General features: G+C 63.2%; 10 protein-coding genes. 4 read left to right on the top strand and 6 right to left on the bottom strand.

From position 1 onward, the window contains the following. Nucleotides 1-9: 9 nt before the first annotated feature. The 4 genes from ACF8EF_RS06035 to ACF8EF_RS06020 all read right to left on the bottom strand — a co-directional run bounded on the left by ACF8EF_RS06035 (nucleotide 10) and on the right by ACF8EF_RS06020 (nucleotide 5,577). The gene (locus ACF8EF_RS06035) at nucleotides 10-1,251 is read right to left on the bottom strand and encodes a thiolase family protein (protein WP_392460677.1); all 1,242 of its coding nucleotides are present in this window, start codon (nucleotides 1,249-1,251) and stop codon (nucleotides 10-12) included. Then, the gene (locus tag ACF8EF_RS06030) at nucleotides 1,248-3,131 is read right to left on the bottom strand and encodes a feruloyl-CoA synthase (RefSeq protein WP_392460675.1); all 1,884 of its coding nucleotides are present in this window, start codon (nucleotides 3,129-3,131) and stop codon (nucleotides 1,248-1,250) included. Before ACF8EF_RS06030 ends, ACF8EF_RS06035 begins: the two co-directional genes overlap by 4 nt. A gap of 90 nt (nucleotides 3,132-3,221) precedes the next feature. Next, the gene (locus ACF8EF_RS06025) at nucleotides 3,222-4,670 is read right to left on the bottom strand and encodes an aldehyde dehydrogenase (protein WP_103444432.1); all 1,449 of its coding nucleotides are present in this window, start codon (nucleotides 4,668-4,670) and stop codon (nucleotides 3,222-3,224) included. A gap of 76 nt (nucleotides 4,671-4,746) precedes the next feature. Continuing rightward, the gene (locus ACF8EF_RS06020) at nucleotides 4,747-5,577 is read right to left on the bottom strand and encodes a p-hydroxycinnamoyl CoA hydratase/lyase (protein ID WP_103444433.1); all 831 of its coding nucleotides are present in this window, start codon (nucleotides 5,575-5,577) and stop codon (nucleotides 4,747-4,749) included. Nucleotides 5,578-5,774: 197 nt separating this feature from the next. Between ACF8EF_RS06020 and ACF8EF_RS06015 the strand changes: the two genes are divergently transcribed. Both ACF8EF_RS06015 and ACF8EF_RS06010 read left to right on the top strand, forming a co-directional pair. After that, complete coding sequence (locus tag ACF8EF_RS06015; RefSeq protein WP_103444434.1) at nucleotides 5,775-6,245, top strand: MarR family winged helix-turn-helix transcriptional regulator; 471 nt, start codon at nucleotides 5,775-5,777, stop codon at nucleotides 6,243-6,245. 98 nt (nucleotides 6,246-6,343) lie between these two features. Next, a complete protein-coding gene (locus ACF8EF_RS06010) occupies nucleotides 6,344-7,468 on the top strand; it encodes a mechanosensitive ion channel family protein (protein WP_176684167.1) in 1,125 nt (374 codons plus the stop codon). A 77-nt stretch (nucleotides 7,469-7,545) separates the two neighbouring features. On the opposite strand, the gene ACF8EF_RS06005 is transcribed toward ACF8EF_RS06010, so the two are convergent. Further along, nucleotides 7,546-10,593, bottom strand: coding sequence for an aminotransferase class III-fold pyridoxal phosphate-dependent enzyme (locus tag ACF8EF_RS06005; RefSeq protein ID WP_392460674.1), 3,048 nt, complete (start codon nucleotides 10,591-10,593; stop codon nucleotides 7,546-7,548). A gap of 144 nt (nucleotides 10,594-10,737) precedes the next feature. Here ACF8EF_RS06005 and ACF8EF_RS06000 point away from each other — a divergent pair, with 144 nt between their 5' ends. Then, nucleotides 10,738-11,178: an Lrp/AsnC family transcriptional regulator gene (locus ACF8EF_RS06000; RefSeq protein ID WP_021784634.1), complete on the top strand. Its 441-nt coding sequence runs from the start codon at nucleotides 10,738-10,740 to the stop codon at nucleotides 11,176-11,178. A 40-nt stretch (nucleotides 11,179-11,218) separates the two neighbouring features. Here the strand turns inward: ACF8EF_RS06000 and ACF8EF_RS05995 are convergent, their stop codons facing one another. Beyond that, the gene (locus tag ACF8EF_RS05995) at nucleotides 11,219-11,836 is read right to left on the bottom strand and encodes a dTMP kinase (RefSeq protein WP_176684165.1); all 618 of its coding nucleotides are present in this window, start codon (nucleotides 11,834-11,836) and stop codon (nucleotides 11,219-11,221) included. A gap of 225 nt (nucleotides 11,837-12,061) precedes the next feature. Between ACF8EF_RS05995 and ACF8EF_RS05990 the strand changes: the two genes are divergently transcribed. Beyond that, entirely contained in the window at nucleotides 12,062-14,605 is a 2,544-nt protein-coding gene (locus ACF8EF_RS05990; protein ID WP_392460673.1) for an HWE histidine kinase domain-containing protein, read from the top strand. Nucleotides 14,606-14,724: the final 119 nt, after the last annotated feature.

Below are 14,724 nucleotides of genomic sequence, written 5' to 3'. Positions count from 1 at the left end.
ACCTCCGGGTCAGGCAATGAAATGGGGGTTTTCGATCAGCAGCGCCATGCCTTGGCCACCGCCGATGCACGCCGCCGCGATGCCATAGCGCAAGTTGCCGTCGCGCAATTGACGGGCCAAGGTGTGGACCAGGCGCAGGCCTGTAGCGGCCAGTGGGTGGCCGAGGGCGATAGCGCCGCCATGGACATTGAGCTTGTCTACATCGAGTTCAAGCGCCTGGGCCACCGCCAGCACTTGGGCGGCCTGCGCCTCGTTGATTTCCAGGCGGTCGATCTGCTCCAGGCGCAGGCCGCTGCGTTCGAGCAGCAAGGTGATGGCCGGCGCCGGCCCGATGCCCATGAGGCTGGGCGGTACGCCAACGGCCGTGGCCATCAGCAAACGCGCCAAAGGCGGATGAGTGCAATCGGAGTAGCGCGTGACCAAGGCTGCTGCCGCACCATCGACCACCGCGCAACTGTTGCCTGCCGTCTGTACGCCACCGGCGTGCACCGGGCGCAGCCTAGACAGTGCGGCCGCATCGGTAGGCCGTGGGTGGCTGTCCTGGCTGACCTCACTCACGCCACGCGGCAATGCGATGCCGCGTGGCTGGCAGCCTTCTGCCTCTAATGCCTGCGCGGTGACGCTGACGATTTCCTCGTCGAACCAGCCCTGCGCCTGGGCTTGCAGGGCCCGCTGATGGCTGCGCAGGGCCCATGCGTCCACCGTTTCACGCGCCAGGCCATGGGCACGGGCCAGGTTTTCCGCAGTACCGATCATGTCCACACCGGCAGCCGGGTCGTACAGGGCTTCCCAGAGAAAGTCCTTGAACCCGACCGGCGCACCCAGGCGAAAACCGCCCCGGTGTTCATAGGCCGCGATCGGATTGCGCGACATCGACTCCGCGCCCACGCACAGCACCTGGCGGGCGCCACTGCGCAGCTGCTCACCGGCCTGACGCAACAGTTCAAGGCCCGTGCCGCAGATACGCTGCACCGCCAGTGCCGGTACCGCCTGCGGCACGCCACAGTAGAGGCCGACATGGCGTGGCAGCATATAGGCATCGAAGCTGGCCTGGGCCATGCTGCCAGCGAGCACGCTGTCTACCGCCTGAGGGGTGGCAGCTGCACGTGCCAGCACCGCACGGCCGGCCTGAATGCCCAGGTCGATGGGCGAGATCGCAGCCAATGCGCCACCCAGGTCGATCCAGGGCGTACGCACCATCTGGACGATGGCCGTGTCCTCGAAGACGGTGCACAGCCCGGCCGCACTCAAGGCCGCACCTTGGCGTGCAATGCGTCGGGGTCTTCGCCACGGTACAGCGCCTCGACCTGAGCGGCGCGCCGCTGCAGCACGGCGCGCTGATTGATCGAGCCCTTGTCGGTGATTTCACCAGCGTCGATCGACGGCGGCTCGGCCAGCAGCGACAGCCATTCGATACGGCTGGCGTTGCCCTGGGCATCGCGGTTCAATCGCTCCAGCCAGCCAGCGAACCAACTGCGCACCGTGTCGTTGGCCAGCACTTGGGCATCGCTGGCATCCTCTGCCAGCCCGGCCAGCCGCCGGCACTCGGGCAGGCGTGGGAACACCAGCAGGCCCAGGCATTCGCGGTCCGGCGCGGTGACCACGATGTCCTGTACGTAAGGCGAGCCCTCCAGCACTGCGCGGTTGCGCAGCGGCCCGACACTGACGAATACCCCGGACGAAAGTTTGAAGTCCTCAGCGATACGGCCATCGAACATCAGGCCAAGCTCGGGCTGCCTGGCATCGGCCAGCTTCAACGCGTCACCCGAACAGTAGAACCCCTCCTCGTCGAACGCCTCGGCGGTCTGCTGCGGCGAGCGCCAGTAGCCTGGCATGATATGCGGGCCACGGAAGCGCGCCTCGAGCTTGTCACCCACCGGCACCAGCTTCACTTCGCAGCCAGGTGCCGGCAGCCCGACATAGCCGGCCATCGACAAAGGCCCGGTGGTGAAGGTGCACGATGGCGAAGCTTCGGTCATGCCAAGGCCGGCCATCATGCGGATGCGTTCGCCGCAGTGTTGCTCGGCAATGCGGTCCAACCGGTCCCAGACGCTTTGCGACAGGCCTGCGGCGGCAAAGAAGAACAGCTTGATGCGGGCAAAGAACACCTCGCGCAGCGCGGGGTCCTGCTCCAGTGCCTTGACCAGCTCCTCCCAGCCCTTGGGTACGGTGAGGTAGGCCGTGGGGGAAATCTCGCGCAGATTGCGCAGGGTCTCGGCGAAGCCTTGTGGGGTTGGCTTGCCGGCGTCGAGGTAGAAGCTGCCACCGTTGTACAGCACGATGCCGAGGTTGTGGCTACCGCCGAACGTGTGGTTCCACGGCAGCCAGTCCACCAGCACCGGCGGCTCCTCGGCGAACGTCGGAAAAGTCTGCAGAAGCATCTGCTGATTGGCGCACAGCATGCGCTGGGTGGTGATCACCGCCTTGGGCAGCTTGGTCGAGCCCGAGGTGAAGAGGAATTTGGCGATGGTGTCCGGCCCGGTGGCGGCGAAAGCCGCATCGGCCGCCGCCAGGTCACCCGGTTGCAACAGGCTGTCGAAGCTTATATGGGGGCGACCTGCGACCTGGCCACGCACGCTGATCACGCCGACCGAATCGTTCAGCACCGCCTCGAAGGCGCGCTGGAACGGCTGGCTGTCGCTGACGAAGACCACTCCGGGGGTGAGCACCTCGCAGACATGGCGCAACTTGGCGAAGTCTTGCGACAACAGCGCGTAGGCCGGCGACACCGGGCAATAGGCAATACCGGCATACATGGCGCCGAGGGCGATTTGCAGGTGTTCGATGTCGTTGCCGGAAAGCAGCGCCAGCGGGCGCTCGGCACTGAGGCCCAGTCCTAGCAAGTTGGCGGCGATGGTGCGCACATCGGCGAGCATCTGCACGTAGCTGATCGAACGCCAGGCACCGTCTGCCTGACGTGCCGCGATGAAGGTGGTGTCCGGACGCACCTGGGCCCAGTGCACCAGGCGTTCAAGCAGACGCGCCGGCAGCGGCGCCAGTGGCTCGACAGGGTGCATGCGCAGCACGTCGTCGACGTGGCTGACCTGCACCCGGGGATGCCCGATGGCCACCTGGCGGTAGCGCGGACGTTGGCCAGGGTCGGTCGACCCTGAGCGGGCTTCGTTATTCACGCAGGTTGCTCCTCGTTCTTGTTGTACATCCTGCCGCCGCCCGGTATTACGGGCGGCGGTCATCTTGCCGGTGGCCTGGGCCTGCAGCGGCTAGATGGGATAGTGACGCGGGCCGTGCTGGAGGGTGACCCAGCGCAACTGGGTGAACTGATCGATGGCCGTGCGGCTGCCGAAGCTGCCGTAGCCGCTGGACTTGACCCCACCAAACGGCATCTGTGCTTCGTCGTGAACGGTCGGGCCGTTGATATGGCAGATACCTGACTCCACCCGTTGGGCCAAGGCCAGGGCGCGGCTGGTGTCGCGGCTGAAAATGGCCGATGACAGACCAAACTCCGAGTCGTTGGCCAACTGCAGCAAGGCTTCGTCGCCTTCGGCGCGCAGGACCACCGCCACCGGGCCGAAGGACTCCTCGCGGTACAAGCGCATGCTGGCATCGACGTTGTCGAGCAAGGTCGGTTGCAGGATGCTGCCCTCCAGCTGGCCGCCACAAACCAAGCGCGCGCCCTTGGCCACGGCATCGTCGATCAGTGCCTTGATGCGCTCGCCGGCCGCTGCGCTGACCAGCGAGCCGAGCACTGACGTGCTGGCCTGCGGATCACCTGCAGGCAGCCCGGCGATCTTCACCGCCAGCTTGTCGACGAAGGCGTCGGCAATACGGCTGTCCACCACAAGGCGCTCGGTGGACATGCAGATCTGCCCCTGGTTGAAGTAGGCACCGAAGGCCGCCGCTTCGACCGTGGCGTCCAGGTCGGCATCGTCGAGCACCAACAGAGGCGCCTTGCCGCCCAGTTCGAGCAGCGCTGGCTTGAGGTGGCGGGCCGCCAGTTCGCCGACAATGCGCCCGACGTGCGTCGAGCCGGTGAAGTTGACCCGGCGGACCGCAGGGTTGGCGATCAGCCGCTCGACGATGGCCGGTGCATCCTGCGGCGCATTGCTGATGACATTGACCACGCCGTCGCCGATGCCTGCATCGTGCAGCACCTGGCCGATCAGCCGATGGACCGCCGGGCTCAGCTCCGAAGCCTTGAGCACCACGGTGTTGCCGCAGGCCAGCGGCATGGCAATGGCACGCGTGGCCAATATCACCGGAGCGTTCCACGGCGCGATGCCCAACACCACGCCGCAAGGCGCGCGCAGGGCCATCGCAAAGCTGCCCGGGACGTCCGAGGGGATCACTTCACCGGTGATCTGCGTGGTCATGGCTGCTGCCTCGCGCAGCATGTTGGCGGCCAACTTCACGTTGAAGCCATACCAGTTGGCCATGGCCCCGGTTTCACCGGCAGCGGCGATGAACTCGCCAGCCCTCGCCTGCAACAGATCAGCACCTGCCAGCAAGCGGCTGCGCCGCTCGCCCGGCGCCAGGGCGGCCCAGGCCGGAAACGCCGCGCTGGCAGCAGCCACGGCGGCATCAGCATCAGCCAGTGTGGCGGCAGCAGCTTGCGACACCACCTCGCCGGTCACCGGGTTACAGCGCTCGAAGGTTCGTCCATCACTGGCGGGGCGCGACTGCCCGCCAATCAGCAAAGGCACCTGCAACATGCTCATTCCTCTTTGTTGTCGTTATAGAGAAATACCCGCGGGCTTTGGCGCGGCGCACCACCGCCCGCGGTGCGACTCAGCGCTTGTAGGCCTGCAGGCCTGGCTTGATGCTCTTGTCGTCGAGGAACTGCTTCATGCCCTGCTCGCGGCCACCTGTCGTGTCCAGCAGGCGAGACTGGTCGAGCTTGGCGTAGAGGTAGTCTTCGTTCTGTTCCCAGGTCAGCTCGCGGCAGCGCTTGAAACCATTCTTCGCGGCGCGCAGCACCACCGGGTTTTTTTCCAGCAGGTTCAGCGCCAACTCGCGGGTGGTCTCACGCAGCTCGGCCAGCGGCACGCTGTCGTTCACCAGGCCCATCTCGGCAGCCTTGCGGCCATCGAAGGTCTTGCCGGTCATGATGTAGTACAGCGACTGACGATGGCCAACGGTATCGGCCATGGCCTTGCTGACCAGGTTGCCAGGCGGGATGCCCCAGTTGATTTCCGACAGGCCGAAGGTCGCTTCATTGGCGCAGATCGCCAGGTCGCATGCCACCAGTGGGCTGAAGCCACCGCCGAAGCACCAGCCGTTGACCATGGCGATGGTCGGCTTGGCATACAGACGCAGCAACTTCCATTGCCATTGCGAGGCTTCGCGACGGATTTTTTCCTGGAGGATTTCCGGGCCGGCGTCCACCTCGCGGAAGTACTCCTTCAGGTCCATGCCCGCGGTCCAGGACTCGCCAGCACCGGTCAGTACCAGCACGCCAGCGTCGGCGTCCTGCTCGAGGGTTTCCAGCACGTCGACCATTTCCCGGTTCAGGGTGGGGCTCATGGCATTGCGTTTTTCCGGGCGATTGAGGGTCACCCAGGCGATGCCCGACTCCAGTTCGACCTTCACGGTGGTCCAGCGGCCTTCGTATTTGCTCATGGTTCTGCACTCTTGTTGTTCGGGGTGATGGGCTCACGCTAACGGGTCAAATTAGTTATGTCAATTAACCATTAACAAAATTATCTTTGTGCCAAGATTAGCGCGCTGCCTTTTTGCCCGACCTGCACTAGCCGGATCGCAGAAGGATAGGCAAAATAGGTAACTTTCTTACCCATGATCGAGGAGCATGAACCCTGATGGCTAGGTCTGCCCGTACTACCGACGACGCTTGCGTGGCTGCTCCTGTGGGAGAAGGGGTGCTTGAAGACTTGATCGGCTACGCCTTGCGACGCGCGCAATTGAAGCTGTTTCAGAACCTTATCGCTCGGCTCTCGGCCCATGACCTGCGCCCGGCACAATTTTCCGCCCTGGCGATCATCGACCAGAATCCCGGGCTGATGCAGGCCGACCTGGCGCGTGCGCTGGCTATCGAACCGCCGCAAGTCGTGCCAATGCTGAACAAACTGGAAGAGCGCGCGCTGGCCGTGCGCGTGCGGTGCAAACCGGACAAGCGCTCGTACGGGATTTTCCTGAGCAAATCGGGCGAAGCCCTGTTGAAGGAGTTAAAGCACATCGCCGCTGACAGCGATCACCAGGCGACATCCAACCTGTCGGATGACGAGAGGACTGAACTGTTGCGGTTATTGAAAAAAATCTACAGAGACTGACTCCGTCTGCCCAGCGTGGTGAAATCCGATCGACCTGTAGCGCCTCTTTGACGTCCCAAGAAAGCACCTTGGCAAATCAACCCAGAGGCGAGGTACTCATGAACGACCGCATCATCGCGTTTTTCAGCGACACCACCGTATTTGGCATCTCCATTCTCAATCTGCTGGTGGCGCTGACAGTCGCCATCGTGACCTTCCTGGTCGCCCGTGCCGCAATCAGCTTCCTGATACGCCGGATACGGCGGTGGTCCGAACACGAAGGCCCATTGAGCCAGGTAATGGCCAAGGTGCTTTCCGGCACCAGCAACTTTCTGTTGTTACTGGCCTCATTGCTGGTGGGGCTGAGCATGCTCGACCTGCCCGAGCGCTGGCTGAGCAGGGTCAGCAGCCTGTGGTTCGTGGTCGCGGCCCTGCAGATTGGCCTGTGGGCCAACCGCGCCATCGGCCTGGGTCTGAGCCGCTACTTCGCCCGCCACCGCACCGACGGCCTGAACCAGGGCAGCGCGCTGGCTACCCTTTCGGCCTGGGGCGCGCGGGTACTGCTGTGGTCTGTGGTGGTGCTGGCGATGCTGTCGAACCTGGGGGTGAACATCACCGCCTTCGTCGCCAGCCTTGGCGTGGGCGGCATCGCAGTGGCGCTGGCTGTGCAGAATATCCTTGGCGACCTGTTCGCTTCGTTGTCGATCGCCGTGGACAAGCCGTTCGAGATCGGTGACTTCATCGTCATCGGGCCCCTGGCGGGCACCGTTGAGCACGTCGGCCTCAAAACCACACGCATCCGCAGCCTCGGCGGCGAACAGATCGTCATGGCCAACGCCAGCATGATCAGCAGCACCATCCAGAATTACAAGCGCCTGCAGGAACGTCGCATCGTGTTCGAGTTCGGGCTTTCCTACGACACGCCCACCGAGGCTGTGAAGAAAGCGCCAGGCATCGTAGAAGACGCCATCAAGACCCAGGAGCAGGCGCGTTTCGATCGCGCTCACCTGCGCGGCTTCGGCAAAGAGGCGCTGGAGTTCGAGTGTGTCTACATCGTCCAGGATCCAGGCTACAACCTGTACATGGACATTCAGCAGGCGATCAACTTCAGGCTGCTGGAGCGGTTTTCGAAAATCGGCGCCAAGTTCGCCGTGCCGGTGCGTGCGATCAAGGTCACGGCATTGCCAGAAGCCTCCGGCCTGCATGGCCAGGCCCGCGAAGGCCTGGGCCTCAGAGGGGCTTGAATCTGTCAACTTGCCCAGAGCGCCAGACAGGCGCGACGCAGGGCGTGCTCATGGACGCGCCCTGCCCGCCCTGAACGCTATTTCAGCGCCGCGATGAAGCTGTCTTTCAGCACTTCGAGAAGGAAGTCCGCATTGGCCCGGCTGAAAATCATCGAGGGCCGCATTTTCAGCACGTTGTCATGCGGGCCTTCGGTGCCGATCAACACGCCGCGCTCCCGGGCGCCATCCGCCACTTTTCTGGCCAGAGCCGTGGCTGGCGCCTTCGACTGGCGGTCGGTGACCAGCACGACGCCGAGAAACAGGCCCAACCCGCGCACATCACCAATCACGTCGAATTGCTGCTGAAGCTTGCGCAAGCCATCGAGCAGGTAATGGCCGACATTCAAGGCGTTTTCTTTCAACTGGTCGCGCTCGATTGCATTGAGCACCGCCAGGCCTACCGCACATGACACCGGGTTACCGGCGAAGGTGTTGAAATACTCCATGCCGTTGTTGAAAGCATCGGCAACCTCGCGCGTGGTCACTACCGCCGACATCGGGTGGCCGTTACCCATGGGTTTGCCCATGCTGACGGCATCCGGGACCACGCCCTGGGTCTCGAATGCCCACCAGTGGCTGCCGACCCGGCCAAACCCCACCTGAACCTCATCGGCCAGGCACAGCCCACCTTCGGCTCGCACCATGGCGTACACCTCCTTGAGGTAGTGTTCGGGCAAAAACACCTGCCCCGCCACGCTCGGGATCGACTCGGCCATGAAAAAACCGGGGCGCTTGCCTGCCTTGCGCATGGCGTCCAGCTGCTCTGCCACCGACTCGGCAAAGCGCTTGCCGTGCGCTTCCACGGGCCAGTGCTCGGGGGCGTAGTAGCTGTCCGGGACTACGGCCTCGTAAACATGCGCCGCCCTGCCCTTGCCCGCCTTGCGCTTGTACTTGTAAGGGCTCAGATCGATCAGTTCCTGCGTGGTGCCGTGGTAGGCCCAGTCCAGCACGATCGCCTGATCACTGCCTGTGTAGTTGCGCGCCATACGCAGCATCAGGCTGTTGGCCTCACTCCCCGAGCAGCCAAAGGACGCTACGCAAAGGCCCTTTGGCAAAGTGCCGGTCAGGCGTTCGGCGTATTCGACGATGTTGTCGTGCAGGTAGCGGGTATTGGTGTTGAGCAGCGCAGCCTGGCGGGTCAAGGCTTCGACCACGTCGGGATGACCATGGCCCAGGTGGCAGACGTTGTTGAAGCAGTCCAGGTAGGCCCGCCCGAAGTTGTCGATCAGCCATACGCCATCCCCGCGCACGAACTTGATCGGGTCGGTGTACGAAATGGACAGGTTGGGTAGCAGCAGTTCCTTGCGCCTGGCAATGATCTGGGCCTTGGTCATCCCCTGCTGGCTGTAGGTCTCTGGCGGGATACCGGCCAGGGCCGAAGCATCGGGGAACAGGTCGGCCCACGTGTCGCGGTACGCTGGCTCACCCACGCCAATGACCTCGCACGCGCTCAGCCGGGTATCGGTGACCACCTGCAGATGCAGGTGGGGAATCCAGCCGCCATTCTCGTGATCGCTGCCCATGTAGCCGACCAGGTCGCCAGCTTCAAGCTTGTCACCGGCCTGCAAACGGCTGAGCGCCTCGTGGGCCATGTGCCCCCAGAGTGTCAGAAAGGGCGGGCAACCGGGTGGGGTATGCTCAAGCATCACCAGGCCGCCATAACCCAGCGGGCCTGGCTCGACCTCGACGCTTCTGACGGTTCCGGCGATGGGTGCGTACAGCGGCGTACCCGCTGGCATCACCAGGTCTACCCCGATATGCAGGGTACGGTGCTGCCCCTTGATGAAGCGAGACTCGAAGGCACTGTCGGTATAGATGGCACGTAACTCGCCCCATGGCCCGATGGCCAGCGGCACCTTGTGCGCGACAGAGAATTCATTCCACCACCGCGTCGCATCTGCAGGGCGCTGCTGGGCCGAGGCGATGGTCATCTCATGGCTGGCATCGCCAAACGGCGCGATGACCTTGTCGAGAATGGCGGCTGACGGGCGCACCAGGTCGGCAAACGACTTGTGGTTGTCGGCGATCCAGCGGCGGACTTCCCCCGCACCTTCGATGGCATCGAAACCACAGGCCTTGCGCAAAATGCCGGTGGCCAACCGTGGGTTCATCGAATCAAGCTGCTCCAGTAGACGCCAGGCAGGCGCTTCACTGATCGCCAGGTAAGGGTTGTCGTCGGTCTGGTCCTGCCGGGAAGCGGAGAACGTGACGCTGATGACCAAGCGCATGGCAATCAGGTTGAACAGCACATCAAGCTCTTGCGCTTGCAACGGGTACTTCTCATGGAAGCCGGCCACCAGCGCAGCTGCAGCGCCGATCGGGTCGTCCATGTCGAGAATGGCGTAGGCGCTGGCGATCGCGACCTCGGCAATCAGAACGGTGTGCACGGCATCGCCAAAATCGATGAAGCCAGTCACGTTACCGGCCGTTTCGGCATCGACCAGGATGTTCCAGTCGTTGGCGTCGTTGTGGATCACCTGGGCCCGAAGGGACGCCAGCTTCGGCTGTACAGTCTGTTCGAACCGGGCGATGAAGCGCTCGGCAATGGCCCGGCGATCAGGGGCCTTGATGCAGTGCAGCCGCGAGCGGGAACGCGCAGCGTGGCGTAAGTCCCAGTCCAGGTCACGGACTGCGCCCGGGTGCATGAAGCCCTGCAGGGCACGGTCAAGTTCACCGAGTGCCTGGCCGAAGTTTCTCATCAGCGCCATGGAACGACTGGCCTTGGCAAGTGGCGTGCCAGCCAGCCAGCTGACCAGGCGCACAGCGTGCTTTTCACCGGTGCTGCTGGCCACAGACGGCAGGTAGTCGCCAGTCACGCTGGCCCGCAGGTGTGGCACGCCCAAATGCGCGCCATGCACGGCCAGGTGATCGAGTAGCGCGGTTTGAAACTCGCTTTCTACCCTGGGCTCGCTGGCATTGACGATTTTCAGTATCCAGCCTGCATCTACGCCCGTATCCAGCCGGTAATTGCGATCACGTTCCCCATCCAGGGGCGTTGCAGTGCCGGTGACATCGAAGAAATCTTTTGCAAGGCCCTCTGCATCGCTTGCCGAAAACCGAGGTGCCGGGTGGGAAAGGTCTGTCATATCATCAGGTTCCGAGCGCGCGAATTGTTTTTGCAATAGCTTGTCATGCGCCGCCGAAACGGACACCCTGCATACGGTCGGGCGCAACAGGCATTATGCCGGTACCGGCCGGCATAATGACGGCAAGCTTATCAAGGGGGTGGAATGCGTGATCTGGACGCTAAAGATCGTGAAATTCTTGAGGTACTGTCAAAGGACGCGCGCATTGCGCTCAAGGCATTAGCCGGCCGCATAGGCCTTTCCAGAAGCGCCACCACCGAGCGGGTAGCCAACCTTGAACGCAGCGGGATCATTCGCGGTTATCGCGCTGACATCGGCGAAATAGACGCCAACGTCATACGCGCCATCTTGCTGGTGACGTTGCAGCGCACGCCTGCCATGGGGTTGCTCGACCAGTTGGCAACGGACGCGCGCGTACGGCGGGTTTCGTCGGTGAGCGGTCAGCTTGACCTGGTGGTTGAAGTGGAGACCCGGACGATCGACGACCTCAACCAGGTACGCGACAACGTGGCACGTCACGAATCGGTGGATGACATCACCACGTCGGTAGTCCTGCGCCGTGACATCGACCGGCAGGGCGCCTGATACCTGCAAAGGCAGTATTCAGGCCGTACTCGCCCCTGCCTCACAGGTGTCGAAGCACGCCCTGAATCTCGCGAACGACCTGCCGCGTTGCCTCGTCGACAGTCCCTTCATTGCGGCACAGCACCCAGCCTTGCTCCGCAACCGCACGCTCGAACGCCTCGGTACAGGCAATTTGTTCATCCAGGTTATGGATCACCGTACTGCCCAGCCCACGTGTGCGCGCCGCGGCCCTTGCCCATGAGGTTTCAGGCGTTGTGACCACCCCAACATGCAGATCGGGTACTTGCACGTTCCGTTCGAGGTTCAGGCGCAGGATCTTGTCAAACGGCACTGTGCGGCGAAACGCAGCGTCAGAGGGGTACCAGCGATCAATCAGGATGATGCTGTCAGCGGGCTGCCTGGGCAGTACATGCCGGGAAATCCAGGCGCGGCTTTCAGCGAAGCGCTCGCAAACCTTGAACTCAAGGTCCTGGCAAGGGCTTCTGGAAAGCTGGTTGACCAGGGCCATGGTCTCGCCACGGTGAGGGTCATTCTTTCTTTCGCAGAGGCGGATCACCTTGTTCCCGTCCAGCCGCAACGCTTGAGTGACGGCCTCCAGCAGCGTGGTCTTGCCGGTACCCTTGGGCCCATCGATGGAAATAAACAGTGGGCGGTTCATCTTGCAATACCAGTTGGCTCAAGCGCGGGATGAGACCATTGATCACAGCTGCCTTCAAGCGATTCTCGACAAGAGCACATCTGTACTCCAAAGCTGACTGATCAGCAGCAGCGCACCGCCCTGGGAATGGAGCGGCCCACCATCCCCAAGGCGTTCAATGCCTGCTAGGCTGACGGACGATGGCGGACCTGCTGCCCGCCTCCCCTTACCCACAGGCACGGGCCGATGACCTACAACCCCCAAGTTAACCTGACCAACTGCGACCGGGAGCCCATCCAGATTCCCGGGAGCATCCAGCCCCATGGCTGCCTGCTGGCCTGTGATGCCTCGGCGACCGTGGTGCTGCGCCATTCGGTCAACGCCCCACAAGTGCTGGGTGTAGCAAACGATATCAATGGTCAGAAACTGCACGCGGTGCTTGGTGATGAAGTGACACATACGCTTCGCAATGCACTTGCCCGCACCCGGGACGCCTCGCGGCCCGCGCTCAGTTTTGGCGTGACGCTGCCCAACGGCGAGGCCGTCGACATCGCCGCCCACTTGTACAAAGGCACGGCAATCCTCGAATTCGAACCCGCCGGCGCGAGCATCGCCGAGCCGATCGAGCTGGCCCGCACGCTGATTGCCCAACTGCGCGAAATCGACCAGACCAGCAAACTGTTCCGCGACGCCGCCCGTTTTGTCCGGGCGGTGCTCGGTTACGACCGGGTGATGATCTACCAGCTGGGAGCAGACGGTGCCGGCAAGGTGGTTGCCGAGGCCAAGCGTGGTGACCTCGAAAGCTTCATGGGCCAGTATTTTCCTGCCTCCGATATCCCCCAGCAGGCCCGCGCGCTCTACCTGCGCAACCCGATCCGGGTAATCTCCGACGCCCAGTTCAAAACGGTCGCCATCAACCCGGTGCTCGACCCCTCGGGCGAACCACTCGACCTGTCCTACGCGCACCTGCGCAGCGTCTCGCAGATCCATTGCGAATACCTGTGCAACATGGGCGTGGGCGCCTCGATGTCGATTTCAGTCATCGTCAACGGCGAGCTGTGGGGAATGATTGCCTGCCATCACTACGCACCGCGCACGCTGGCCATGGGGCAACGTGTGGCCGCCGAAATGTTCGGTGAGTTCTTCTCCCTGCATATCGAGACCCTGCGTAGCCGGCAAAAACTCGAAGCCGCCGTGCGCATCCACAAAGCGCTGGACAGCCTGCTGCGCGACGCCAATCAGACGGCGGACATTGATGGGTTCTTCCATGCACGCCTGCCCCGGTTGATGTCGCTGATTCCCTGCGACGGCATCGGCATGTCGCTGCTAGGCCGCTGGTCGTGCGCAGGGCTGGCGCCGCCCCAAACGGCCGTGCCTGATCTGCTGCGCCTGGCAGACATGGTCAGCGAAGGCCGAATCTGGGCGTCCAATCGCCTGTCGACAGTGCTCCCGTCGGCCCAGGCGTATTTTAATGATGTGTCGGGTGTGCTGATCATCCCGATGTCGCAACACCCAAGGGATTACTTGATCTTCTTCCGCAAGGAGGTGGTCGAGACACTCGACTGGGCCGGGGACCCGAACAAGACCTATGACAGCGGCGCGTTGGGCGACCGCCTGACGCCCCGCAAAAGCTTCGCCATCTGGAAAGAAACCGTTCACCAGCAGTCGCTACCCTGGACCGAGCAGGACCGCCAGTTTGGCGATGCCATCCGTACCGCTATCGTAGAAGTGGTGCTGCACAACAGCGAGCTGCTCGCCAGTGAACGCGCCAAGGCTGAAGTACGCCAGCGCATGCTCAACGAAGAGCTCAACCACAGGGTCAAGAACATCCTGTCGCTGATTGGTGCGCTGGTTGCCCATCCGACCCCGGAGAGCCAGACCCTGCAGGACTATGTGGCAACGCTGAAAGGGCGTATCCAGGCATTGTCGTTGGCCCACGACCAGGTGGTGCGCGGTGACGGTGGCGGGCGCCTGACGAACCTGCTGGAGGCCGAGCTTTCGCCCTATCGCACGGCTGCCAGCGTGATCGAATTGCAGGGCCCGAACGTCATCCTCGATGCGCGCGCGTACTCGGTCATGGCGCTGGTGCTGCACGAACTGGCCACCAACGCGGCCAAGTATGGTGCGCTATCGCGGGCCGGCGGCAAGCTTTCGGTGAGCTGGGCAATCGACGCCACCCACGCCTGTGCCATCAGTTGGCGTGAAAGTGGTGGGCCAACGGTACGCCCGCCCAGCCGCAGCGGCTTCGGCACGGTGCTGATCGACCGCAGCATCCCGTTCGATCTGGGTGGCACCAGCACGGTGGAATATCACCCCGAAGGCCTGCAAGGCTTTTTCAGAATCCCGGCCAAGCACCTTTCCGTAGCCGAAGCGGCAGAAACCGCTCTCCCGGCCACGCCCTTGGCGCGTGAACGCGGCGCCTTTGCAGCACGCTCGGGCTTGCGTGTGCTGATACTCGAGGATCAACTGGTGATTGCAGTAGGCTTGGAGCAAATCCTCAATGATGCGCAAATCAAGGACGTGATCACCGCCAGCTCCGAGGACCAAGCCATGCAACTGCTTGGCAGCCACACACCGGACGCGGCAATACTGGATGTCAACCTGGGCACCGGAACCTCCATTTCCGTAGCGGATGAGCTGGTTCGCCGGCAGGTTCCGTTCCTCTTTGCCACCGGCTACGGCGAAGGCATCAGCATTCCCGAGCACTTGCAGCATGTGCCCGTCGCGCGCAAGCCTTATGACGCCAATGCCATTCTGGCCAGCCTGCAAGGCCTGCTTGATCTGGGGTGAGTGGGATTCAGAGGCAGTCTTGTGTCATGAAAAGGCCCGTAACGCCGACATATCACTGTCAGCTATACGGGCCTTTTCGCAGCGCAATGCCGCCCCTGAAAAAGGACGGCGCCGGCCTG

It is taken from the genome of Pseudomonas sp. zjy_15 (genome assembly GCF_043101865.1).
Taxonomy (GTDB): Bacteria; Pseudomonadota; Gammaproteobacteria; order Pseudomonadales; family Pseudomonadaceae; genus Aquipseudomonas; species Aquipseudomonas putida_Y.
This window is presented reverse-complemented; position numbering and strand designations above follow the sequence as displayed.

Excerpts from the sequence above, each read along its gene's own strand:
- ACF8EF_RS06010 (WP_176684167.1), top strand. The coding sequence starts at position 6,344 with ATGAACGACCGCATCATCGCGTTTTTCAGCGACACCACCGTATTTGGC.
- ACF8EF_RS06020 (WP_103444433.1), bottom strand. The coding sequence starts at position 5,577 with ATGAGCAAATACGAAGGCCGCTGGACCACCGTGAAGGTCGAACTGGAG.
- ACF8EF_RS06000 (WP_021784634.1), top strand. The coding sequence starts at position 10,738 with ATGCGTGATCTGGACGCTAAAGATCGTGAAATTCTTGAGGTACTGTCA.
- ACF8EF_RS05990 (WP_392460673.1), top strand. The coding sequence starts at position 12,062 with ATGACCTACAACCCCCAAGTTAACCTGACCAACTGCGACCGGGAGCCC.
- ACF8EF_RS06015 (WP_103444434.1), top strand. The coding sequence starts at position 5,775 with ATGGCTAGGTCTGCCCGTACTACCGACGACGCTTGCGTGGCTGCTCCT.
- ACF8EF_RS06025 (WP_103444432.1), bottom strand. The coding sequence starts at position 4,670 with ATGTTGCAGGTGCCTTTGCTGATTGGCGGGCAGTCGCGCCCCGCCAGT.
- ACF8EF_RS06005 (WP_392460674.1), bottom strand. The coding sequence starts at position 10,593 with ATGACAGACCTTTCCCACCCGGCACCTCGGTTTTCGGCAAGCGATGCA.
- ACF8EF_RS05995 (WP_176684165.1), bottom strand. The coding sequence starts at position 11,836 with ATGAACCGCCCACTGTTTATTTCCATCGATGGGCCCAAGGGTACCGGC.